The following is a 7,085-nucleotide window of genomic DNA, read 5'->3' on the forward strand; positions in this document are numbered from 1 at the left end:
AGGACAAGATGGCCATTCTCGACCGGTATCGCAATGTCGTTGGCGGCCTGACCGTCGAGGCGGAAAGTGGAAACTGGTTTTCCAGCACCAACCCGTTCACCGGCAGGGAGTGGGCGGAACTGCCGCGCTGCGGCCCGGCGGATGCCGAACGCGCGGTGGAAGCGGCCCATGCCGCTTTCACCAGCGGTTCCTGGCCGGAGCTTACCGCCACGCAACGCGGCAAGCTGCTGCGCCGCCTGGCCGAACTTATCGAACGGGACGCCGAAAAGTTTGCAGCGCTCGAAGTTCGCGACAACGGCAAGCTATATGCCGAGATGCTCGGCCAGGTTCGCTATATGGCGGAATGGTATCACTACTTCGGCGGACTGGCGGACAAGATCGAAGGCGGCGTCCTGCCTTCGGACAAGCCCCAGATGTTCAGCTATACCAAGCGCGAGCCGCTGGGAGTCGTGGTTGCGATCACGCCCTGGAACTCGCCTCTCCTGCTCCTGACCTGGAAACTTGCCCCTGCGCTGGCGGCGGGCAATACGGTCGTCGTCAAGCCGTCCGAATTCACGTCATGCGCAACGCTCGAATTCCTCAAACTGTTCGCCGAGGCCGGCTTCCCTGCAGGCGTAGTCAACAGCGTGACGGGGTTCGGCGGTGAAGTCGGCCCCAGCCTGGTCGAGCACCCCAAAGTCGCCAAAGTGGCCTTCACCGGCGGCGACGCTACCGGCGCCCATATCTACCAGCAGGCAGCGCGCGGCATCAAGCACGTCACGCTCGAACTGGGCGGCAAGTCTCCCAACATCATCTTCGCCGACGCCAATCTCGACGATGCCGCCAAGGGCGCCATTTCGGGCATTTTCGCCGCCTCCGGCCAGACCTGCATCGCCGGATCGCGCGTGCTCGTAGAGCGCTCGGTCTACGATGAAGTGGTAGAGCGGATCGTTGCGATCGCCAGGTCCGCGCGGATCGGCGATCCGATGGACGCGGGCACGCAAGTCGGTCCGATCACGACGCTGCCACAGCGCGAGAAAGTGCTTTCATACATCGAGATTGCCAAGACCGAAGGTGCCCGCTGCGTGCTGGGGGGCCGGGTTCCGGCCGATCCGGCGCTGGCGGAGGGCTGGTTCGTCGAACCGACGATCTTCGCCGACGTCAACAACGACATGCGCATCGCCCGCGAAGAGGTTTTCGGACCTGTGCTTTCGATCATTTCCTTCGAGGATGAAGAAGACGCGGTCCGTATCGCCAACGACACGATCTACGGGCTGGCCGCAGGCGTCTGGACCTCGAACATGGCGCGCTCGATCCGCATGTCCGACCGGCTGCGTGCCGGGACGGTCTGGGTCAACACCTACCGCGCGGTGAGCTTCATGGCCCCGTTCGGCGGCTACAAGATGTCCGGCATCGGCCGCGAAAGCGGTCGACATGCGATCGACGAGTACCTCCAGACCAAGTGCGTCTGGATCAATCTGGCCGACGGCGTCCCAAATCCCTTCGTCCTGCGCTGATCCTGCACGGGCGAGACAAACGAACGAGGATAGTACAATGCAGACAACGGCAGGGGATGGCTTCGACGATATCCGCGACGCGGTTCGCGCGCTCTGCGCCGAATTCCCGGACGAGTACCATCGCAAGATCGACGAAGCCCGCGCCTATCCCGAGGAATTCGTCGATGCCCTGACGAAAGAGGGCTGGATGGCTGCCCTCATTCCCGAAGAGTACGGCGGCTCGGGCCTCGGTCTCACGGAAGCTTCGGTGATCATGGAGGAAATCAATCGGGCGGGCGGCAATTCCGGCGCGTGCCACGGCCAGATGTACAACATGAACACGCTGATCCGGCACGGTTCGGAAGAGCAGCGCCGCAAGTACCTGCCCCGCATCGCCAGCGGCGAACTGCGCCTCCAGTCGATGGGCGTGACCGAGCCGACCACCGGCACCGACACCACCAAGATCAAGACCACGGCCGTACGCAAGGGCGACCGCTATGTCATCAACGGCCAGAAGGTATGGATCAGCCGCGTCCAGCATTCGGACCTTATGATCCTGCTCGCCCGTACCACCCCGCTCGATCAGGTGAAGAAGAAGTCCGAAGGACTCTCGATCTTCCTCGTCGACGTCAAGGCGGCGCAAGCCAACGGGATGGCGGTTCAGCCGATCCCGAACATGGTCAACCACGAGACCAACGAGCTGTTCTTCGACAATCTCGAAATCCCCGCCGAAAACCTGATCGGCGAGGAAGGTATGGGCTTCAAGTACATCCTCACCGGGCTCAACGCCGAGCGTACGCTGATCGCCGCCGAGTGTATCGGCGACGGCTACTGGTTCATCGACCGCGTAAGCAAGTACGTCAGCGAGCGCGTGGTGTTCGGCCGTCCCATCGGCCAGAACCAGGGCGTGCAGTTCCCCATCGCCGATGCCTTCATCGAGGTGGAAGCCGCCAACCTCATGCGCTTCGAAGCCTGCCGCCGCTACGATGCGGGCGAGCCCTGTGGCACCCAGGCCAACATGGCGAAATACCTCGCTGCGAAGGCCTCGTGGGAAGCGGCCAACGCCTGCCTCCAGTTCCATGGCGGCTTCGGCTTTGCCTGCGAATACGATATCGAACGCAAGTTCCGGGAAACCCGGCTGTACCAGGTCGCGCCGATCTCCACGAACCTGATCTACAGCTATGTCGCCGAGCACGTCCTCGGCCTGCCGAGGTCGTTCTGATGACCGCGCGGCTTCCCCTCGCAGGGCTGACCGTCGTCGCGGTGGAGCAGGCCGTCGCCGCGCCTTTCTGCACCTCGCGTCTGGCCGATGCGGGCGCACGGGTCATCAAGATCGAGCGGCCCGAGGGTGACTTCGCACGCGGCTACGACGATGCCGTGCAGGGCAGCCAGAGCAGCTACTTCGTCTGGCTCAATCGCGGCAAGGAATCGCATGTCGTCGATCTTGCCAGGCCGGAGGGTAAGGCCGAACTGGCGAAGCTGATCGAGGGCGCGGACGTTCTGGTGCAGAACCTCAAGCCCGGCGCCCTGGCCCGGCTCGGTTTCGATCCGGAAAAGCTGCGCGTCACCCATCCGCGCCTCGTGATCTGCTCGATCAGCGGCTACGGAGACGGCCCTATGGCCGACCGCAAGGCTTACGACCTGTTGATTCAGGCGGAATCGGGTCTATCCTCGGTTACCGGCGGGCCCGAAGCCCCGGCAAGGGTGGGTATATCCATCGTCGACATCGCTACCGGCGCGACCGCGCACGCAGCCGTTCTCGAAGCGCTGATCGGCCGCGGGATCACCGGCGAGGGTGCCGACATCCGCGTCTCGATGTTCGACGTGATGGCGGACTGGCTCACCGTTCCCCTGCTCCAAGAGGAAGGTGGCAAGCCGCCGCGGCGAATGGGTCTCGCTCACCCCTCGATCGCGCCCTACGGGGTCTTCACGACTCGCGACCGCCAGCAGGTCCTGCTCTCGATCCAAAGCGACCGCGAATGGGCGAAGTTCGCCGCCGTGTTTCTCGGAGACGCGGCCTATGGCAGCGATCCCCACTTCGCGACAAATGTCCAACGCGTCTGCAACCGGGCGCAGACCGACGCGCTCGTGGCCGATGCCTTCGCCTTCATGACCAAGGATGAAGCGTGCGACCGGCTCCTGGCCGCAGATGCCGCATTCGCCAGCGTCAACGACATGGCGGGATTGTCGCGGCACGAACAGCTGCGCCGCATCACCGTGGAAACCGGCGGAGGCACCGTCTCCTACCCGGCACCGGCAGCGATCTTCCGCGGGGAAGAGCGCCGCTACGGGCCGGTTCCCCGGCTCGGCGAAGACGACATCAAGGAAGCTGCCGCATGACCAGCACACTCGACACCGCGCACTTGCAGGAATGGATCGGCCGCGAGGAGGTGGCGGTAGACCACCTCACCCCTGCTCTGGCCGAACGGTTCCACGCAACCCTAAGCCTGCCGGGAGAGGCGCCGCGGGACGGCGAGGTCGCACCGCGCCTCATCCACTTCTGCCTCTGTCAGCCGGTGGCGCCCATGGACGCGCTCGGTGAAGACGGCCATCCGGCACGCGGCGGCTTTCTGCCGCCGGTTCCCCTGCCCCGCCGCATGTGGGCGGGCAGCGACATCGCCTTCAGCGGCGAACTCCTCGTCGGCGACGTGGTGACGCGGCGCTCGGTCGTCAGCGAGGTGACCGCCAAGGAGGGCCGCACCGGCGCCTTGTGCTTCGTCACCGTGGACCACGAAATCTCGGGCAGTGCCGGGATCGTCGCACAGGATAGACAGACGATCGTCTACCGCGCGCTGGACGCCGCAAGCCCTGCCCGCGAACCGGAACCCGCCGCGACGGGCGCGAGCACGGTCGCGGTGTCTCCCACGGCACCGTTGCTGTTCCGCTACTCGGCCCTGACGTTCAACGGCCATCGCATCCATTACGATCATCCCTACGCCACTTCGGTCGAGAAATATCCGGGACTGGTGGTCCACGGACCGCTCCAGGCGACGATGCTGCTGCATCTGGCGGCGACCCTCGGCGGCAAAGGCGCGCCCGATCGCTTCAGCTTCCGCAGCACCTCGACCCTGTTCGATACCGAAGGCTTCTTCCTTCATGCCGGCCACGTCGCCGACGGCGAACTCAGGCTCTGGACGGCGCGCTCCGGTGGTCCCGTCGCCATGCAGGCACAGGCTTTCTGGTCGTGAAGGTACTCCCCCCCTTCTCCTTCCCGCTCTTCGTCCCCGCCAACCGGCCCGAGCGTTTCGCCAAGGCCGCGGCCAGCGGAGCGGACGCCATCATCCTCGACCTGGAGGATGCCGTACCGCTGGACGCGAAAGATGCTGCGCGCGCCGCGCTCGCGGCGGACTTCATCGACCTGCCGATCCTCGTGCGTATCAACGGCGCCGATACGGAATGGCATGAGGAGGACCTGAAAGCGGCATCGCGCCTGCCCATCGGCGGTATCGTGCTGCCCAAGGCGGCGGAGCTGGAAGACATCCGGCGTATTGCGGCAGTCCTTCCAGTCGTCGCCCTGATCGAGACGGCACAGGGCATCGCGCAGGCGCGCGTCATCGCCACCTCGGGACATGCCGCCCGGCTCGCCTTCGGCTCGGTGGACTATTCCGCCGATCTCGGCTGTGCCCATGTCCGCGATGCTTTGGCCAATGCCCGGAGCGAACTCGTGCTGGCCTCGCGGCTCGGCGGTCTGCCCGCACCGCTCGACGGCGTGACTACCGGCATTGCCGATGCTGACGAAGCGAGCGACGACGCCCGCTACGCGCGGTCTCTCGGGTTCGGCGGCAAGCTGCTGATCCACCCCAACCAGGTCGCTCCGGTTCGCGAAGGCTTCCGCCCGACCGCCGGGGAAGTGGATTGGGCAAGGCGCGTCCTGGCCAGCGGCGACGGCGCGGCCAGCGTCGATGGAGCCATGGTCGACGAGCCGGTGCGGATCCGGGCGCGAAACATCCTCTCACGGGAAGGAACCGAAACCCCTTGAATTGAAACGCGCACGCCCAAAAAGAGCGGCGCCCCTGGAAGAGGATCGACATGAAAGGCAATCTTCGAATTGCCGTCTGGTCGCTGATCGCGACCGGATGGTGCAGTGTTCCGCCTTGCGCGTTTGCCGCCACGGCGGAAGAAGCGACCAGCAGCTATCGCACCGTTCTCGCCCTGATCGACGAGTTGGTGCAGGCAGGACTGATCAGCCGCGAAAGGGCCGATGTGCTGATTTCCAGGGCCAGAGCAGGCGCTCCGGGAGAGGCGGCAAGCCCACCGGCTTCTCCCGATCTCCTTGCGGCGCCTGCACCGGTGGCGGTGGCCCCGACCGACGCTGCTTCCGTTCCGCGCGCGGCGGAAGCCGCCCGGCCGGCGTCGCGGTTGCCCGCCGTCCCGGCCGACCTGAAGATCGACTGGACACGCGGCGCGCCATCGTTCTCGACCCGCGACGGTCGCTTCACCTTCAAGCCGCGCGGCCGCATTCTGGCGGATTTCTACACGACCGGCGGATCACGGTTCGACGAGCGCAACCTGACCACCTCTTCGCTTCGCCAGTTCCGCTTCGGCGCCCTCGGCAGCGCGGGCGACCACCTGTTCTACCAGTTCGAGGTCGATTTCCGGCGCAACCAGACCGAAGTCAACAACACCTTCATCGGCTTCCGAACCAGGCACGGCCAGGTCGAGGCGGATCTGCGCGCAGGCAGCCTGCTCACCGATCGCGGCATCGATGTCGCTACCGCAGCCCAGGCCAATCCATTCATCATGCTGAACGTCAATTCCTTGGCACTGGCACCGCAGAACGGCATCTTCCTCATGGGTGTGGCAGCGCGGGCCAGCGGCCCGAACTGGCACGCCTCGATCGCGGTCCATGGCGACCGGGTGGATGGAGACTATACCCGCAGCGACGACCGCATCCTGATGGCGCGCGCGCATTGGAATCCGCTGGTCGGCAAGGGCATGACGCTGCATGTCGGCGGCTGGGCCTATGACGAGGCGATGCCGGGGCGCGATGCCGCTCAGACCGTCAACGTTCTCATGAACGGAGCGCTCAGCAGCAATGTCCGCATCAGTGCGTCGCCTTTGACCGGCCTCGATGGCGCCCGCGCCTTCGGCGCCGAACTTGGCGCCTTCAGTGGACCGTTCTTCCTTTACGGCGAGTACGGTCAGCGGCATTTCCGCAAGGGACCGATGGCCACCTTCGGGCGGGCAAGAATCAAGGCCCTGTCCGTGAGCGGGGGCTGGTGGATCACCGGCGAAACCGCGCCCTACCAGCCCCGCAGCGGCACGTTCATGGTGCCGAAAGTCAATCACCCGCTCTTGGGCGATGGGGGTATGGGCGGTCTCGAACTCGTCGGTCGTTACGAACGGGCCGATCTCGGCGATCTGCCGATGGGCGGTGCGGGCAGGACGCTGACGCTCGGGCTCAACTGGTACATGACCGACTACTTCCGATTGATGGCGAACTATGCGTGGTGGCGAACAAGGAATCGCATCGGCTTCGATGCCGGACAGGATTCCGGCAATACGCTTGCGATGCGCGCCGAGGTTTCATTCTGATTTCAAAGCTGGAGACACGTATGAAGATCCTCGTGCCCGTGAAGCGGGTGATCGACTATAACGTAAAGCCGCGCG

General features: G+C 65.3%; 6 protein-coding genes. All 6 read left to right on the plus strand.

All coding sequences use genetic code 11. The features are described from left to right. Nucleotides 1-8 precede the first annotated feature (8 nt). Genes RT424_RS18175 through RT424_RS18200 form a run of 6 tightly spaced genes read left to right on the plus strand, consistent with a single transcriptional unit; the run spans nucleotide 9 to nucleotide 7,010 of the window. Entirely contained in the window at nucleotides 9-1,496 is a 1,488-nt protein-coding gene (locus tag RT424_RS18175; RefSeq protein WP_313441082.1) for an aldehyde dehydrogenase, read from the plus strand. A 37-nt stretch (nucleotides 1,497-1,533) separates the two neighbouring features. Further along, nucleotides 1,534-2,697, plus strand: a complete 1,164-nt coding sequence (locus RT424_RS18180; RefSeq protein ID WP_313441084.1) for an acyl-CoA dehydrogenase family protein — start codon at nucleotides 1,534-1,536, stop codon at nucleotides 2,695-2,697. Next, on the plus strand, nucleotides 2,697-3,815 hold the full coding sequence (locus RT424_RS18185; RefSeq protein WP_313441086.1) for a CaiB/BaiF CoA-transferase family protein: 1,119 nt from the start codon (nucleotides 2,697-2,699) through the stop codon (nucleotides 3,813-3,815). The genes RT424_RS18180 and RT424_RS18185 overlap by 1 nt, the downstream gene beginning before the upstream one ends. Further along, nucleotides 3,812-4,663 carry a MaoC family dehydratase N-terminal domain-containing protein gene (locus RT424_RS18190; protein WP_313441088.1) on the plus strand — a complete coding sequence of 284 codons (852 nt, stop codon included), beginning with the start codon at nucleotides 3,812-3,814 and terminating at the stop codon, nucleotides 4,661-4,663. Before RT424_RS18185 ends, RT424_RS18190 begins: the two co-directional genes overlap by 4 nt. Beyond that, the gene (locus RT424_RS18195; RefSeq protein ID WP_313441090.1) at nucleotides 4,660-5,454 is read left to right on the plus strand and encodes a CoA ester lyase; all 795 of its coding nucleotides are present in this window, start codon (nucleotides 4,660-4,662) and stop codon (nucleotides 5,452-5,454) included. Before RT424_RS18190 ends, RT424_RS18195 begins: the two co-directional genes overlap by 4 nt. Nucleotides 5,455-5,504: 50 nt before the next feature. Then, entirely contained in the window at nucleotides 5,505-7,010 is a 1,506-nt protein-coding gene (locus tag RT424_RS18200) for an OprO/OprP family phosphate-selective porin (protein ID WP_313441092.1), read from the plus strand. Nucleotides 7,011-7,085: the final 75 nt, after the last annotated feature.

The sequence above is a fragment of the Novosphingobium sp. genome, assembly GCF_032093395.1.
Classification (GTDB): Bacteria; Pseudomonadota; Alphaproteobacteria; order Sphingomonadales; family Sphingomonadaceae; genus Novosphingobium.